Origin of the sequence: Caballeronia udeis, assembly GCF_044909315.1 — a bacterium.
In the GTDB taxonomy this organism is placed as follows: domain Bacteria; phylum Pseudomonadota; class Gammaproteobacteria; order Burkholderiales; family Burkholderiaceae; genus Caballeronia; species Caballeronia udeis_A.
Genome location: NZ_JBIYEB010000035.1, coordinates 81470 through 96571, shown reverse-complemented (window position 1 = coordinate 96571; position 15102 = coordinate 81470). Strand labels below are relative to the sequence as shown.

Sequence of the window (15102 nt, the reverse complement as noted above, 5' to 3'; positions counted from 1 at the left end):
CCTCTCTTGACCATGCCCCATACCTCCAGACAGTTCGTTGAAGATATAACGCGCAGGACTACGATTGGTTGTCATGTTTTACGGAAATATCAATAGATAAGGCGGTGTGACTACCGGCGTACCGGCTTGCGCGGCAAGTATGTACCAGGGGCGGCTGGTCGAATCGTAGCCGGGGGGTATAGCGGTAACACTAGCGCACCTCATGGTCTTGTCCGCGTAGCCAACGCAGACGTCGTTAAAGCCACCTGCCGCGGCGACCAACCTGAGTGCCGGTATCGGATCTCGCGACATCACTGCGTCCTGCAGCGATGCAATCATCCGGTTCTTCGATGCGACCCAGTCGCCGATCGCGATGGCATGGCTGCTTGCAATTGAGCTCAGGCTGCGGTCGATTGCGTCATCGTTGTACGACTTCGAGACGAAGTAATTGATCAAGGTATTGGCGACAAGCGCGAAGACGACGAGAGCGAGACATGCAGCGAGGATACGTGCGCGAATGGTGAAGAACATGGCTACGCCTGTGTAAAGGAAAACGAACGACTGCAAAACCGCGTGCGGCGTAATGCCGGTTCGTTCAGGTATTGCGGCGCGAATAACGTTCGCATGACGCACTCAAGTTCGTACGAGCACCAAGCGGAACCAGGTTCTGTTCACATTTTCACGCGCGCCAATTCGCGTCGGCCAATCATCAAGCGCGTGTTGCCGCGCCCGCAGACGGTATCCCCACCGGACCCGGTGTGGCCGGTACAACTGGGGACATGAACGTATCAAGCGCCGCACGCACGGCGTTCTGCTGGCCTGAAAGCATGCCAACCGAGTGACATCAGTCAGTCATCGCAACTAAAGTGCTTTTATTTTCCATAAAAAGTAGTCCTTAACTAAATAGACAAACATTTAAAAACGGTGGCGCATGCCGATCCGCAGCAGTAACTGATTACGGTCGGATGAGCCGGCCATGCTGATGATATCGGCATGCGCCGTATCGCCCACGGCGTGCTGAAAAATGGATTCCACGTACACGTCGGTGCGTTTTGACAGGAAATAATCGGCGGTGAGGTTGCCTTGGTGATACTTATTGCCATTCAGCGTCGTCAATGTGTAGCCAAACCCGAAATTCCACGCTGCGTTGTAGAGCCACGCGACGCCGCCCTCATAGTTGCGGAACGTGCCGTCTGCCGTCGCAGCAGCCCCGCGGAAAATCGACTGCGTATAGAGCGCGTACGTGGTCACGCTTGACAGAATCTTGTATGTACCACCCGCGCCAAAAGTGCGGGCGAAATTGCCGCCCAGCAGCACAGGCGTTGACGAACCAACAAGAGGAGAAATGTCGAGAGTCTGGCCGCTGATGTCCGTGTACGCCGTACCGACACTCAACGGCCCGTTGACGTAATTTGCGCTGAAACTGTAAGTTCGCCCCGTACCGTTGAACTGGCCGGCAAGGTTGGAGAATCCCACCATTGCACCCAAAGTGAAGCCCGCATAGCTGGATGTCACATACTTGACGGCGTTGTTCACGCGCTGGCCGCTTAGTCGATCGTTATCGAGCGGGTTGTTACTGTATCCGCCGGCCGACCAGGTCGGCGTGTTGTAGCCGCCGAGCGAGTCGTACATAAAGTCATACTGACGACCAAGCGTTATCGTGCCCAACCGCTTATCGGAAAGCCCTACCCAGGTCATGCGGCCAAAGCCCAATCCGCCCTGACCGAGTGCACCGGTGCCGAGATTAAAGCCACTCTCGATCGCGAAAATCGCCTTCGTTCCGCCGCCGAGATCCTCTGACCCGCGAAAACCTAGACGGTTGCCCTGCATCACACCCGTGTCGAGTAAGGTGACAGTCTTGCCACCTGCATTGCTGTTCCATGTCACGCCAGCATCGACAATGCCATACAAGGTGACGCTGCTTTGTCCGAAGGCTGCGCTAGTCAGTCCTGCAAGCGCAGACAGGCCGATCGCCATCCGCGACGTGATCCGCTTGTATTTAATTTCTCTGCTTCTAGTCCGTGTCATGGTTTCCCCCTTTAGATTTTCGGTGCGTATCGTGAAGTTGTTGCGTAAATTCCCGCTGAGCGGCTGAGTAGATTTTTAAGAGTGTTTTCCGGTCGCGGGGAGTTTCAGGACACAAAAGCTCCCCATCATGGCGATGGCGGCAATGGCAAGTACGGCGGAGGTTGTGCTACCCGTAAGATCTTTGGCGATACCCATCACGTAAGGCCCTACGAGGCCGCCTAATGCAGCGACCGCGTTGATTAACGCAAGGCCTGTCGCGGCAGCTCTGCCGCTCATGAAGTTTCCACTCATCGCCCAAACCAAAGGCGTACTTCCAATGAATGCAGATGTGGCTACGATGACACCTGCTATTCGGATCTCCGGGCCATTTGCTATCGTCGTCAAGACCAGGCCCAACGCGCCGACTACGCAGGTGACGGCGATATGCCAACGCCGCTCTTCAAAATAGTCAGAGCTTCTTCCAAGCAGCAGCATTGCTAGAGCCGAGCCGACGTATGGAAATGCTGAGATATAGCCGATATTACTCAAGCTACTAACACCTGCATCTCTAATAATTGTCGGAGTCCAGAAAATCACCGCATAGATGCCGAGATTCACGGCCAGCAGCGTCAATGCCAGAAGCCAGACATTTGATTCGAACAGCACCTCACGAATTTTATCTTTCCGTGGGAGATGCCGTTGCGCATCTCCCACTAGCGACACCAAGCGCTTTTTCTCTTCCGAAGACAACCAACGGACGTTGGTTGGGCTATCAGGAAGGGTTACCCAAAGCACCAACGCCACCATCAACGCCGGAATGCCTTGCAGCAGAAACAGCCATTGCCAATTGTGCAGCCTTTCAGAATCAGAGAAATAACTCATGATCCAACCCGATAAGGGGCCAACAAGCACGCCACCGAGCGCTGCTGCCGTGACAAGCATTGAAATGACACGACCTTGCCTATCTTGCGGAAACCATTGTGAGAGGTAGTAGACAACGCCAGGCAGGAAACCCGCCTCCGCAACGCCGAGAAGAAATCGCGCGATGTAAAACTGATTTGGAGTTCGAACGAACATGGTCAACACGGAGATAATTCCCCAAGTCAACATGATTCTGGTAAGCCACGGCCGAGCACCGACACGATACAGTATTAGATTGCTTGGTATCTCGAACAAGAGGAACCCGAGGAAGAAAATTCCAGATCCCAGTCCATAGACTGACGCTGAAAAGTGCAGGTCATCAAGCATCTGCAACTTGGCAAATCCAACGTTCACACGATCAATGTATGCAACAACATAGCTAACGAAAAGAACTGGCAGCAAATGCCAGGTAAGCCTCTGAAAGAGAGCGTCGTCTGCGTGTTTCTCGACGAGCTCGGACAGCGATTGTGTTTTCATTTCCTCAACAATCCTTATTGCATCATGTGCGTTGGCGGGCCTCCGATGGCTTGCCATGCCGTCGGAGTCCGTTCGTAACAATAGCGGCGGCCCGGGGAGCCCGGGGAGCCATCAAGCAGTTCCAATTGACTGAATCGGGAACGCCTCCTGCACGCATTAGCCGAATGCAGCCCAAACCTACTGGTCCGGCGACTTGCCTGCAGTAGCCGAAATTGCCTCTCAACCAACTGAAACCAATTGAATTCAAATGTACGTAGCCAAATTTATCGGCGTCAAGCACTAAACGAAAAAGTTTAGGATATGAACCTTATATAAGTGCCTAACTTCATTATTTTCAGTTACTTATCTCACGATTGATAGAGAGAACACGGCCCCGAAAGTACACCTTGACATGAAGCATCGGCGCCATCTAAACTGGTTTCACTTGAATTCATAAATTGATCAAATCGTCGTTTAAGCTTGCGAGAGACAGTCTGCACCACAACCGGATCTCACCGCCTTTGCAACGTGGTGCGTCGATTCCGTGTCGACCCGACCCTCGAGCGAAACGACGCTACCGGTATCTGACGGCAACGAACTTGGAAGATTTCATGTCCGATATGGCTATCGCGCCATCGAAAGAAACGGTCGAAAGTGTTTCGACACTCATAGGCTTCGACACGGTCAGCCGTAACTCCAATTTGCTGCTCATCGAGTGGGCCGCCGAAAAGCTTCGCGCGGCTGGCGCATCGTTGAGGTTCGACTACAACACCGATCGCTCCAAAGCGAATCTCTTCGCCACCTTCGGCGAAGGCCCTGGAGGAATCGTTTTTTCCGGACACACTGACGTTGTGCCGGTCGACGGTCAACGCTGGAGCAGCGATCCGTTCAAAGCCGACCTGCGAGAAGGTTATCTTTTCGGACGCGGCGCATGCGACATGAAGGGTTTTATAGGAACTGCGTTGGCGCAAGCGTCGCTCTTCGGCCGTTCAAATCTGCGCGAACCCGTACACCTGGCATTGAGCTACGACGAAGAGGCCGGCTGCCTGGGTATCCCTGGGCTGCTCGCTGACATGCGCGACGCGGGCATCAAACCAACTGGTTGCATCGTCGGAGAACCTACGGAGATGCGCGTGGTTGCCGCCCATAAGGGTGGCCGTATCTATAGATGCAAGTTGACCGGATGCGCAGCGCACTCGTCGTTGACCCCTAAAGGGGTAAACGCAATCGAGTACGCCTCAAGACTTATCGCGCGCATTCAGGACTTGGCTGACGAGGAAATGGAAAGCGGTCGTCGCATCGAAGATTTCGATGTGCCATTCTCGACAATATCGACAAATACCATTGCGGGTGGTAACGGTCAGAACATCGTTCCGGCCGAGTGCGAATTTTCGTTCGAGTACCGCTTCCTGCCGGGTGTTGATCCCGATCGTTTCATTTCGGCGATCGAGTCATACGCGATGGAACGTGTCCTGCCGCGAATGAAGGCACAGAGCGATGCCGCGGCAATAGAGTTTGAGTGCATCGGAAATATTCCAGCACTCGATGCAGATGAAAACACAGAACTGCAGCGCCTGGCGGGTGCCTTGTTAGGAAACTCGCGTCCGGAGAAGGTCGCTTATGGCACTGAGGCGTCTTTTTTTCAGACGGCGGGAGTTCCGAGCATCGTATGCGGTCCGGGATCTATCAACAACGCTCATAAGGCTGACGAATTCGTCAGCCTTGAACAACTCGCTTTATGCGAACGATTCATTAAGCAGGTCGTCGCTACGTTGACGACCCAGGGTCGATGAAGCATTCACATCCCCGCGCAAGGCATCATCGGAGCGTGCCGCGTCGACAGCGAGGCGCCTAAGTGTCATCACACTAGTCAACCTATTCAACACCATGCCTACAGCAACCGAATCAGATAAAACTTCACACGTCTTATCGCAAGAACGTGGCGATTTTTCCGGCTGGCTCATGTATCACTCGGTAGGTGTGTTTCCTGGACAAAAGGAAGCGATCTCGGAGGTGCTCGTACGTTTCGCATCCGACTGGTGTGCGCCAAACGATCGCCGATGGGATACGGCGCTTGGTGCTCGATCCGCGCTGCTTTCCAGATGGGCGAATCTGATCGGGGTCGATTCAGCTCACGTTTTTGCGGCGTCCAGCGTGACGGATGCGTTCGCGCGCTTTGTGGACGGGCTCGGCGAACGCACCCTGAACGGACGAAAGGTTCTGGTTGCTGCCGATTGTTTCCCGAGCTTGCATTTTCTTTTGAGCGGGCTTGCCGATCGGTATGGCTTCACCCTTGTAACCGTGCCGTTGAGAGAGGGAGAAGCGTATGTGCGCGACGACGATTTCACAGCGTGCTGGGGAGCAGATGTAGCGTTAGCCGTTGTCACCTGGGTATCGTCGTTGACATCTAAACGGGCCGACCTGAATGCACTGTCTGCTCACGCTCGCAGCGTCGGGAGCTTGGTCGCTGTAGACCTCACGCAAGGCGCGGGGATTATTCCATTTGACGTTCGCGCTTCGAACTGCGACTTTGCATGTTCAACGAGCTTAAAATGGCTGTGTGGGGTTCCAGGCGCCGGACTGGGTTACGTGGCACCCGCCCTCCTGAACGGTGGTGGCATGACTCCCGCCGTGCGCGGATGGTTTAGCCAGGAGGACCCCTTCAACTGGGATATTGAACGATTTTCATATGCGCCCGACGCGCGTCGTTTCGATACTGGAACGCCATCTGTCCTGCCTTTTATCGCCTCGGCTCCGGGCTTCGATTGGGTAATGGGGCAGCCGCCCGGAGCGCTGCGAAATCAGAATCTCGAGCTCTGTCACCGCATCATCGAAATCGTCGACGAGAAGGGTTATCGGCTTGTGTCCCCACGCGACGACACGCAACGAGGTGGAAGCGTTATGGCGGATGTGCCTTCGCACCTCGACGTACAACATGTCGTAAAAACGCTGGCGGCGCACCAGATTGTTGTCGACTCGCGCGGGCGAAGCCTGCGGCTCTCCCCTGGCTTCAGCACCTCGGATGATGGCATTGAACGTCTGGCCCGTGCGCTTCCGAAGTAAAAGTCAAATGCGCCCCCTAATGCGGCGGCCCGGCCGTCGTTTCAATAATCTTTAAGACTTTAAGTCACCTCGCTCGGCCCCGTTCCCCGATGCAGCGCCGCAAGATTAAAAAACGGCACCTGGAAACATCGAAGGGTCTGGCTCGACCTGAAATGGAAAAACTCAATGCTGATTGAAAATTCGATCGCCTTGGTATCGGGTGCCAATCGCGGTGTAGGCGCGCGCTTTGTCACAAGCCTGCTCGAGCGCGGCGCGCACAAGGTGTATGCCGCCGCGCGCGATTGCGCAGCACTGGCGCCGGGCGACTCGCGGATCGTCCCGATCGCGCTCGACATTACGGATTCCGAACAGGTTGCAAAAGCCGCAGGCCAGGCGAGTGATGTCACGCTGCTGATCAATAACGCCGGCATCAACCATGTCGAGCGTGCCATCCACCCACGCGAGGCAAGCGCGGCGCGCGCCGAGATGGAGGTGAACTATTTCGGCACGCTGAGCATGTGCCGCGCATTCACGCCGGTGCTGATCAGAAACCGCGGCGCGGTTGTCAACATGCTGTCAATTCTCGCGCGCGTGGCATTGCCGGCCATGGGGTCGCTGTGCGCGTCGAAAGCGGCTGCGCTGCGGATGACTGAATGCTTGCGGGCGGAACTCGCGGCGCATGATGTACGCGTGCTGGCCGTCTTGCCCGGTGCTATCGATACTGATATGAGCCGCGACTTTCCGCCGCCCAAGCTGTCGGTTGACGAGGTCGTCGATGCCGTATATGCAGCACTCGCGGATGGTCCGGACGAAGTGCTTGTCGGCGCGATGGCACGGGATATTGCTGCTGGCTTGGCTACGGACCGGCTGGCGGTACAGACGCGTTTTGCCGGTTTTCTTTGAATGCTGGATTCGATTGGAGCGGAGACATCATGAGCGGTCAGTACATTGAAGTCGCGGCGCAGGACGGCGGCGCGTTCGCGGCTTATCTCGCGAAACCGGCGCAAGGGTCGGGACCCGGCCTCGTGTTGCTGCAAGAGATTTTCGGCATCAACCCCTACATGAAATCGATGGCCGACCGCTATGCGGAGGAAGGTTATGTGGTCCTGGTTCCGGACCTGTTCTGGCGCATGAAGCCGGACGTGGTGCTTGGCTACGGCGAGGCGGATTTCAAGGAAGCCCTCCGCTACAACGAGAAACTCGACGAGGACAAAGCGCTCAGTGATGTCACCGCGACGCTTGCCGCACTCCGCGCATTGCCGGAGCAGGCGGGCAAGGTCGGCACGATCGGCTACTGCCTTGGCGGACGTCTCGCCATGCTGGCAGCGGCCCGCACGAACGTGGATTGCGCGGTGAGTTACTACGGCGTGGGCCTGGATAAGTACGTTGATGAAATACCCGCTATCACGTGCCCGATGGTGTTTCAGTTCGCCGCGAACGACGCGTTTACCCCGCCCGCAACGCGCGAGAAAATTCAGGCCGCTCTTGCATCCAACCCGCTAATCGAACATTACGTGTATCCAGATTGCGATCACGCATTCGCGACGCCCGGGCGCGAACACTTCAACAAACCCGCAGCCATGATGGCGTACTCAAGGACCATGGCGATGCTGCGCAAGGTGCTCGGGCCCGTGCACGATCTCAATCAGTTGTGGGAGATGCACTGTTACTACGAATTCGGCACGCGTGACGTCAACGCCGTCATGCCGACCATGGTGGCCCAGCCTTACGTCAACCATGTCCCCACCATGACCGGCGGCGTAGGCCATGACCGGCTCAAGCGTTTCTACAAATACCATTTCGTCGATTCAAATCCCGCCGATACGCGTTTGATCCCCGTGTCCCGGACGATCGGCGCGGATCGTGTGGTCGACGAATTCATATTCTGCGCCACGCACGATCGCGAGATCGACTGGTTATTGCCAGGGCTGCAACCGACCGGAAAATACTTCGAAGTACCCATGCTCGCAGTGATCTGTTTTCGCGGCGACAAGCTCTACAACGAGCATATCTACTGGGACCAGGCGTCGGTGCTGGTGCAGATCGGCGTGCTCGATCCGACAGGCTTGCCGGTCGCGGGCATTCAGACCGCGAAGAAAATGGTCGATGAAACCTTGCCGACGAATACGTTAATGCCGAACTGGCGGTCGAGCGAGGGAAAGCCAGTCTGATCTTCCAGTGCGGGTTGGCGTGCCGCAGATACCTGTGCGCGTTGCACCCGCGACGGCCCGGCTCAGTTGCGGCAAGCTCCGACACGGTATGACGCCCTTCGACGCCACGGTCGAAGGGCTTACTGCAACGTGCGTGCTGTGCTTACTTTGTCGACGAGGCGGCCTTCTCGATGATCGCTGCAACGTCAACGGGCCTCGACTCGTACACGGCATGGCTGCCCGGCGTTTCAACGACCGCGGCGCCTGCGCGCGCGGCCATCGCGCGCTGGGCGTCCGGCGGAATCATCTTGTCGTGGGTGGTTACCAGATACCAGCTCGGCTTCGAACGCCAGGCAGCCGAAGTGATTTCACCACCCAGAGCCTCCACGCCCCATGGCACCTGGGCGTTCGCCAGGAAGGCGGCACGTTCAGGCTTCACGTCGCCCGCGAACGCCTCCGCGAACTTCGCCGGGTCCAGCATCAGGAAGCCATTGACCGGCGGCAGGATGGGGGGAACCGGAGCGCCAGGAGCGGGGTTGGCGATAAGCTTCTGAACGGATTCGCCTTTGTCCGGGGCGAACGCTGCGATGTAGACAAGACGCGAGACCTTGGGATCGTTGCCGGCTTCCGTGATGACTGCTCCACCGTATGAATGGCCCACCAGGACCACGGGGCCATTTTGCGCGTCCACCACGGCTCTCGTTGCAGCCACGTCGGCGGCGAACGAGATCGTGGGATTCTGGACGACGCTGACATTGAATCCTTTGGCCTTCAAGAGTTTGTAGATCGCTTCCCAGCCGCCACCGTCGACGAAGCCGCCGTGAACGAGCACCACGTTTTTGACAGGCTCGGCGGCAACAGCAGCGCTTTGCTCCATGACACCGAACGCCAGGGAGCTGAAGGTCAGCACGCCAAGAAGGGAGCGCCAGGAGGAGAAAGAATTCACTTGCATTGTGTTCCTCATCTAAAAAGGGTGAAGGGACGCGCATGCTCCTCACAAATTACCTCCGCCCAGGTCAATCGGGCGTCTGTAGTTTGATCGAGGGAAGGGTTGGATTTATCGCCCGGATTGAGTGCATCTTTTGACATAGACCGCATATTGACTCGCCGATCAGCGATTACATGCGGCCGTTGTCTCCGTCTGGCGACCCTAGGAGTTTAGGGACACGTAACAGGTTCCACTATCCGGATAGTGCTTGGCCAGTGACCTGAACTATCCGTTATTTGCAGAATCCATGACAAGTTCGCGCCCGAACCTTATGATCTGGGCAGGCGCCTTGTATGCAAATTCAGAGATAGCGGCCGGACATTCCAGACCGTGTGGGCAGCTCCTGGAGTTCAAGACACAGTGGAGATCGTATGTCGTTGTCCCCCAAGACCGAGATACTTGAGGCGCTGTACCAGAACTGCCTGTTCCGGTCGGACCAGCAGGTGGAAGCGCACGAATATGTCACACGGGAATTCACCGATCATGTGCTGCACTGGAAACGCGGCGCACCGGATACCGTGCTATTCAAGAGAGAATTGCATCAACTGAAGATATTTGAGTTGCGGTACGGCGCTGAAGTGGAAGTCACGCCCCGCCCGTTTGAGGGTTTCACCCTGCTGCATACCTCCCTCTCAGGGAGTGCAGAATTCGAGTGCGACGGACACGTCATGACCGTTTCCGAAGGCCGCACAGCAATGCTCGCTCCCAAACATCACGTCCGGCTCCGCTGGATGCCAGGCACACAACAGCTGATCGTCCGAATTCCCGATTCACTCATCAAGCAGGTGTCCAGGCAAGTCGGGGACGAGGCCGTCAGCCTCATGCCGGGCCTTCTCCTTCCGCAGCACCTCGGCTCACAATGGAACCTGATGGTGCAGTCGTTGCTTAACATTTTGTCGATGTCCGGCGAGCCCGGAATACGGGCGGAATGGCTCGATCACTTCGAACGTAATCTGGCGCTGTTCCTGTTCGCCCATCAACTCCCGCCGTCCATGTCGCGGGTCGCGCGCTTACCCGCGTACTCTCACGGCACGTCGAGCGATTCCAGACTGCACGCCGGTGGCATCAGGCCGATGGATGCCATGCTTGAATATATCGGGTCACGACTTTGTGCGCCGATATCGCTGGAAGATCTCGCACGGGCGGCGGGCGTCAGCTTTCGTACGCTCAACGTGATGTGCCATCGCTCCCATGGGGTTACGCCCATGGAATTGCTTCGCAACATGCGCCTCGATGCCGCCCGGGCACGTCTGCTGATCGCCCCCACAGCGAGCGTCACGGACACCGCGCTCGCGTTCGGATTCGGGCATCTCGGGCGCTTCTCCGCGTATTATTTTGCGCGCTTCAATGAGCTGCCAAGCGAGACCCAGAAAAGGCGGCAACGCTGACCCCGGCTGGCATCCAAAACGGCTGATTCAAAGCATTGATCCCGCTCAGCGGCTTGGTATCAACAGCTGCTGCTATCCGTTCGCCGCGCCTGGCGTATCGGTGTCCATACCACCTCGTGCAGCTTCTAAGGGAAATCCTTCCCCCGCAGTCAATTGACAATTCCCCATTGTGGGAATATAAATTTCATCCATGCAATCGAGTTCGTGATGCGAAGCACGGCTTTGTGCACGAGGCCAGATTGAGCAACCGATGTCTGGCGCTTCGGTCGCGCGATCCGTCATTGCATCTGCTGCCAGTTTTCCGATAGAGAAAGCACCGGCGGCCTACCACGCACCAAGGTAAACCCGAAAAGGCCGAAAGTTGAAAGATGTTCGGACGAGATACTTTCGGACTGCTTTACATTAACCAGCACTATTAAAATATACATTGGAGACAGGCATGAATCGGATCACAGCGATCTCCGGCGTTCTCGTAGCCGCGCTCGCATCAACATGGTGTAGTGCGGCCCGTGCCCAGAGTGTCACGCTATACGGGATCATCGATACAGGCATTGAATATGTGAATCATGCGAACCCGACGGGCGGCTCGCTCGTGCGAATGCCAGGCACCACGGGTGAGCTGCCGTCGCGGTGGGGCATAAGAGGCACGGAGCCGCTCGGCAACGGCTACAACACCGTGTTCACGCTCGAAAGCGGTTTTGCAGACGGCACTGGCAGCCTCAATCAGGGCGGCCGGTTGTTCGGTCGTCAAGCCTTTGTCGGGATCGACGGTCCACTCGGTGCGTTGACCTTCGGCCGGCAATATTCAATGCTGTTCTGGTCGCTGCAGCCCGCCGATCTCATCGGTACCAACATCTATGGACTGGCCTCGCTCGATGCATGGATTGCGAATCCCCGCAGCGACAACACGGTCGTCTATCAGAAGCATGTTGGAGGCCTGACCGCCGGCGCAAGCTATTCATTCGGCCGGGATGCGTCACCTGCAAATGGGTTCAATACGCCCGGAGAAGGAACGTGTGCAGGTAGTATTCCCGGTAATGCGGCAGCATGCCGGGAATGGTCGCTCCTGCTGAAATACGACACCAGCAACTGGGGCACCGCTGTGAGCTATGACCGTCAGAATGGTGGTCCGGGTGCTGCAGCCAGCCTGTTCAATGGCCTGACACCCGTCGCTTTGACCAGCAGCGGCAACCGGGACTCGCGTCTCGTGCTGGACGGCTATGCAAAGGTGGGCAAGTTCACCTTCGGCGCGGTATGGCTGAACCGTCGTGTGAACTCGGCCTCGACGACAACACCCACCGTTACATCGAATCAATACGCACTGGAGGCGGAGTACCAGATGTCGCCGGCGCTGTCTTTCGACGCGATGCTGCAACGGATTATCGATCGACAGCAGGATACGCGAGCGACCATGGAAGTGGCTCGCGCCACCTACTTTTTGTCGACCCGTACGGCAGTGTATGCACAGCTGGCCTTTCTGCAGAACAGCGCTCTTGCCGCCTATTCCGTCAGCGGCGGCGGAGCGTCCACGCCTGGCAAGGGTATGAGTCAGGTGGGCAGCATGCTTGGGGTCCGTCATATGTTTTAGCCGACTTCCGAAGAATGACTGCTTACGCCATTCTTCGGAAGCACTGGACGTCCCGAAGCAAACTTCCTGGCTACTCCGGAATGCTGGCCAGCTCGGGATCGATCTCGGCCAACAGCCTCATATCTTCCTCGGGCGGCTTGATCAGAAACTCCGGTAAATTCGCAACCCAATGCTGGTTTGCAAACGGCGGGTTCCAGATCCTCGGTTGCCAGCGATCGTCCAGACAGTCGGTATCGGCTGAATATTCAGCCTCACCGCCTGCGGGATTGTTGATGTAAGCGTAAATCGTCGAAGAGAGCCGATGTCGGCCCAGCCCCAGGTTGCTTGTCCAGCCCGTCCGCTGCATATGATTCGCGCCGGCCACAAGCTCATCCAGGTTTTCGACACCGAACGAGATGTGGACAAATCGAGCACGCGTGTCTTTCAGCCAGAACAGGTTGTGATGATCGGACCGCCCGTCGGCTCGAAGAAATATGCCGCGATCACGCGAAACATCGGTTACGCGGAATTTAAGTCGATCCCGATAGAACCTGGCTGCCTTCTCGTAATCCGGGCAAGCGAATACGACGTGATGGATGAGCTGAGGCGCCGCGCGCCTGAACCATTTGCGGTGACGATTCCAGCGTAGCGACCGGCCAGGCGAGTTGACCAATTCCTCGTCCGAGAAAAGCGGCTGGCGCTCGAAAAGACCAAACCCGATCGACAACCCCGCATCGTCGACGCAATAAATCCGGCCATGAGCGTCTTTTTCAACGGCACGGTCGCGGCGCAGGTCGGCCTCGATCGCATCGAGACTTTCCTGGTTATCGACTCCCCAGATAACCCGCCGGACGCCCGGGCCCGTGCCGAAAGACAGCGGCAGCGCGGAATCTGTACTCTGCTGCAGAACCACGTGCGAACCTTCGCGTAGTTTGTACTCGACCATATCGGTATCGGTATGGGAATCTTCTCTCGCCAGGCCGAAATCATCGAAGAACTGGGTGCAGCGCGTCAGATCGTCCACGCCGAACACTACTGTTTGCACACCTAATATAGCCATTCATATCTCCATTCAAGCACTTGAAAGACCGGTCGATCCCGGCTCGCCGAAGCGGTCGTCCTATCGCAAAGACAGCGTCAGACGGATATTTCTTCGAGAATGCGCCCCTTGGTTTCGATCGCGGCAACGGCCACCGTCAGGCCACCGATCAAACCCATCGCTGCAAGGAAGAGAAACACCGCGCCAACGCCGATATGGCTAAGAAGTGCTCCAATCACGAGCGGGCTCACCACCTGGGCGATACGCAGCCATGCCATGGCCGCGCCTGCGCCTAGCGCCCGCATGCGGGTCGGATAAATTTCGGTGGCATAGGTATGGATACTGCCCAGCCCGATCGCGAGCAGATAGTTGCTCACCGTTAGCAACGACACCACCGCGAGCATCGGCACTTGCCCGGCCAGCCCGAGGACGATCAGCGGCACGGCGCTGCCGAACAACGACAGCATGAAAGTGCGGCGACGGCCGATTCCGTCGATCACGAGAACGCTCGTGATCGCGCCAGCCAGGCCTGCGATACCCAGCACACTACTCAGCAGGAACGTGTTCGCGAGGGTGACGTGATAGACGGTCTTGTAGATCGTCGGCAGCCAGGTAATCAGCGCGTTGCCACATGCTGAAATGCAGAACATCAGGACCCAGATGCAGACGGTACGAACCGCATAGCCGTTGCGGAACAGATCCGCAAAGCGCCCATGCCGCCGCATCGGATGAAGCGTAAGCGGGCCGACCGCCGGAAGGGGTCGCGTGCCCTGCTTCGATATGGCCGTCTCGATACGCTCCGTGGCTGCGGTGGCCTCATCGATCCTGCCTCGCAACGCGAGCCATCGCGGCGATTCCGGGACCACGCCGCCAAGCACAAAGATCAGCAAGCCCGGCAGCGCACCCAGGTAAAACATCGATTTCCAGCCGAACTGCGGAATCAGCCACACCGCGGCGAATGACGTCAGGAACAGACCAGCGGCGAAGATGCTCTGCAACGAACTGATAACGCGGCCGCGAAAACGGGCCGGAGTCAGTTCGTTGACCAGGGTGGCGGCGACCGGTACTTCGCCGCCAAGTCCCAACCCCTGGATCAGGCGCAGGATAACGAAGGTCATGTAGCTGCCGGCGAAGGCGGTCGCCAGGCTCAGGACGGCCATGATACCCAGCGCGAGACGCAGCACACGAAGGCGCCCGAAGCGTTCCGACAACCAGCTCAAGCCGATCGCTCCGGCGATCTGTCCGAGATACCCGATGGAAAAAACCAGGCCGACCTGAGCCGGCGAAAAGTGCCAGAGTTCGATCAGTACGGGCAGGACGAGCGCAATGGCCAGCGAGTCGAAAGCATCGAGCAGATGCGCGATACCGACCACGGCAACCAGGCGCACATGCCAGGAGGAGAACGGCAGCCGCTCGATACGTGCGGTAATTTCCGCCGCAGTGGCCGCATGAGCGGCATCGGCCGCTGTTGCCGGCGAGTGGGTTGCATGCTCCTCGGTGGGAGCAATTGCTTTTACCGTCAACACGTCAAGCCTCCTGATAGGGTCTGCCCTTCGACGAGGGCA

At 57.4% G+C, this 15102-nt stretch carries 11 protein-coding genes and 1 pseudogene; 6 read left to right on the top strand and 6 right to left on the bottom strand.

Annotation, left to right across the window (positions count from 1 at the left end; translation table 11 throughout):
- Positions 1–93: 93 nt before the first annotated feature.
- The 3 genes and pseudogenes from ABH944_RS37775 to ABH944_RS37765 form a co-directional block, all read right to left on the bottom strand.
- Positions 94–510 (bottom strand): annotated as a pseudogene (locus ABH944_RS37775) (PDC sensor domain-containing protein); the annotation flags it as partial.
- A 384-nt stretch (positions 511–894) separates the two neighbouring features.
- Positions 895–1956: a porin gene (locus ABH944_RS37770; protein ID WP_404613050.1), complete on the bottom strand. Its 1062-nt coding sequence runs from the start codon at positions 1954–1956 to the stop codon at positions 895–897.
- Between the two features lie 126 nt (positions 1957–2082).
- Positions 2083–3384: an MFS transporter gene (locus ABH944_RS37765; RefSeq protein ID WP_404613048.1), complete on the bottom strand. Its 1302-nt coding sequence runs from the start codon at positions 3382–3384 to the stop codon at positions 2083–2085.
- 590 nt (positions 3385–3974) lie between these two features.
- Here ABH944_RS37765 and argE point away from each other — a divergent pair.
- The 4 genes from argE to ABH944_RS37745 all read left to right on the top strand — a co-directional run bounded on the left by argE (position 3975) and on the right by ABH944_RS37745 (position 8576).
- Complete coding sequence (argE, locus tag ABH944_RS37760) at positions 3975–5156, top strand: acetylornithine deacetylase (protein WP_404613046.1); 1182 nt, start codon at positions 3975–3977, stop codon at positions 5154–5156.
- A 169-nt stretch (positions 5157–5325) separates the two neighbouring features.
- Positions 5326–6426, top strand: a complete 1101-nt coding sequence (locus ABH944_RS37755) for an aminotransferase class V-fold PLP-dependent enzyme (RefSeq protein WP_404613044.1) — start codon at positions 5326–5328, stop codon at positions 6424–6426.
- Between the two features lie 165 nt (positions 6427–6591).
- Positions 6592–7308 carry an SDR family oxidoreductase gene (locus ABH944_RS37750; protein WP_404613042.1) on the top strand — a complete coding sequence of 239 codons (717 nt, stop codon included), beginning with the start codon at positions 6592–6594 and terminating at the stop codon, positions 7306–7308.
- A gap of 29 nt (positions 7309–7337) precedes the next feature.
- Positions 7338–8576, top strand: coding sequence for a dienelactone hydrolase family protein (locus ABH944_RS37745; protein ID WP_404613040.1), 1239 nt, complete (start codon positions 7338–7340; stop codon positions 8574–8576).
- A gap of 142 nt (positions 8577–8718) precedes the next feature.
- Here ABH944_RS37745 and ABH944_RS37740 read toward each other — a convergent pair whose 3' ends face one another.
- On the bottom strand, positions 8719–9465 hold the full coding sequence (locus ABH944_RS37740; protein WP_404659662.1) for an alpha/beta hydrolase: 747 nt from the start codon (positions 9463–9465) through the stop codon (positions 8719–8721).
- A gap of 449 nt (positions 9466–9914) precedes the next feature.
- Between ABH944_RS37740 and ABH944_RS37735 the strand changes: the two genes are divergently transcribed.
- Both ABH944_RS37735 and ABH944_RS37730 read left to right on the top strand, forming a co-directional pair.
- Positions 9915–10931, top strand: coding sequence for an AraC family transcriptional regulator (locus ABH944_RS37735; protein WP_404613036.1), 1017 nt, complete (start codon positions 9915–9917; stop codon positions 10929–10931).
- 439 nt (positions 10932–11370) lie between these two features.
- Entirely contained in the window at positions 11371–12519 is a 1149-nt protein-coding gene (locus tag ABH944_RS37730) for a porin (protein ID WP_404613034.1), read from the top strand.
- 70 nt (positions 12520–12589) lie between these two features.
- On the opposite strand, the gene ABH944_RS37725 is transcribed toward ABH944_RS37730, so the two are convergent.
- Positions 12590–13531, bottom strand: coding sequence for a VOC family protein (locus ABH944_RS37725; RefSeq protein WP_404613032.1), 942 nt, complete (start codon positions 13529–13531; stop codon positions 12590–12592).
- Between the two features lie 104 nt (positions 13532–13635).
- On the bottom strand, positions 13636–15063 hold the full coding sequence (locus tag ABH944_RS37720) for an MFS transporter (protein ID WP_404613030.1): 1428 nt from the start codon (positions 15061–15063) through the stop codon (positions 13636–13638).
- Positions 15064–15102 lie beyond the last annotated feature (39 nt).